Source organism: Paraburkholderia humisilvae (assembly GCF_902859855.1).
Classification (GTDB): domain Bacteria; phylum Pseudomonadota; class Gammaproteobacteria; order Burkholderiales; family Burkholderiaceae; genus Paraburkholderia; species Paraburkholderia humisilvae.
In genome coordinates this window covers 1-558 of record NZ_CADIKH010000490.1, presented here as the reverse complement: position 1 = coordinate 558, position 558 = coordinate 1, and the positions used below count along the sequence as shown (strand labels likewise).

General features: G+C 60.6%; 1 protein-coding gene. It reads right to left on the bottom strand.

Going from position 1 to position 558, the window contains the following annotated elements; translation table 11 throughout:
* A partial coding sequence (locus HV796_RS43195; protein WP_175233668.1) for a hypothetical protein occupies positions 1–558 on the bottom strand: 558 nt, incomplete at both ends.

Here is a 558-nt window from a genome sequence, read left to right as displayed (position 1 = left end):
AATGCCTCTTCTGAAAGTCCGGTCTGCTCCGACAGCATGGCTAGCGCCGCCGCTCTCCTGTCGAAGACCGGTGGTCCGGCTGCGTCGGTCAGCAGGTCATTCAGGCAATCCCTCAGTTCGTCCAGTCGTTGCGATGACGGTCCATGCAGCTCAATGCCATGGGTCTTGACCAGATGCAGGCCGAACAGGATTTTCGGATCAATCAGGGTACTGTTCTGTGAGGGCCATTGCTGCGCCAGTGCAGCGAACGCCGCTCCCAGTGCTTCGCGGGACGCATACGGCTGCGGTGCAGCCTCTCCCCGGGACAGGGCGGCAGTCTTCAGCACCGACGCCATGGAGTGCTCAAACGTGCCGAACGGGTATTGCGTGTCCTGACCATGCGCATCCAGCCATTGGACCACCATTCTGCGGCGAGCCGGTTGCGTCAGGCTGGCGAAATCAGGCAACCGCATCGCGGACGGATCACTTGCCAGATCATCCACACTTCTGTTCGCGGCGTTGGCCAGCGCATTGCCATCAAAATAGATACCACTGGCATGCTCGTCGGACCCAGGATTG